The sequence below is a fragment of the Fumia xinanensis genome (genome assembly GCF_014384905.1).
Taxonomy (GTDB): Bacteria; Bacillota; Clostridia; order Oscillospirales; family Ruminococcaceae; genus Fumia; species Fumia xinanensis.
Genome location: NZ_JACRSV010000013.1, coordinates 1 through 692, shown reverse-complemented (window position 1 = coordinate 692; position 692 = coordinate 1). Strand labels below are relative to the sequence as shown.

At 50.6% G+C, this 692-nt stretch carries 1 protein-coding gene and 1 other RNA gene; both read right to left on the bottom strand.

Going from position 1 to position 692, the window contains the following annotated elements:
- Positions 1–15 precede the first annotated feature (15 nt).
- Positions 16–390, bottom strand: a transfer-messenger RNA (tmRNA) gene (gene ssrA / locus H8710_RS13295).
- Position 391: 1 nt separating this feature from the next.
- The coding region (gene flgM, locus H8710_RS13290) for a flagellar biosynthesis anti-sigma factor FlgM (protein ID WP_249296329.1) at positions 392–692 on the bottom strand (301 nt) is incomplete at its 5' end.

Below are 692 nucleotides of genomic sequence, written 5' to 3'. Positions count from 1 at the left end.
ATTTGTATAGTAAGGTGGTGGAGGCGGCGGGAATTGAACCCGCGTCCGCCAGCACGCGCCTATTGGCTCTACATGCTTAGATTTCGTCATTTGATTTAACGCAACTGACTCCGACGATCAGGATTCAGCCACGCGAGTCTTCTAAAGTTTAGCGCTTGGCGAGAAGACACCACCAAACGCGATCCTATCAGCTTTAGCTCGTATCCCCTCAGCGATGAATAGGCACATCACCTTGGGGCCAGACAAGAAGCTAACAGTGTTTAAGCTGCTAGCGCGCCTTGAGCGTAGTTTTCGTCATTTGCGACTATTTTTCGTGATGTGGGATTTACGAGATACATCACGCTCTCGGCATGCACCGCAAGGGTTGTCACCGGCGTCGAAACCATGCCCTTTATAGATCTTTAAGATTGGCAATTAAGCCCTCGGCGATACGGTCGGCGCGCATTTCAAGGCGACCTTCACGTATAGCATCGCGAATTTCTTCAACTTTAGCAGTATCGACGTCCTGAGATTCATCGATACTTGATTGGCTCAGTTGAGTCGATTCGCGAGCTGCGCCGCCCGGTGCGACGGGTGATACGCTATCAGCCTTTTGCGTTTCATCACGCTGCTGGGCTTGGCTTGAGCGTAATAGCGAATTAATGTTATCAATTTTCACGTTGTCTGCCTCATCGTCAACGTCGATGCGCTTG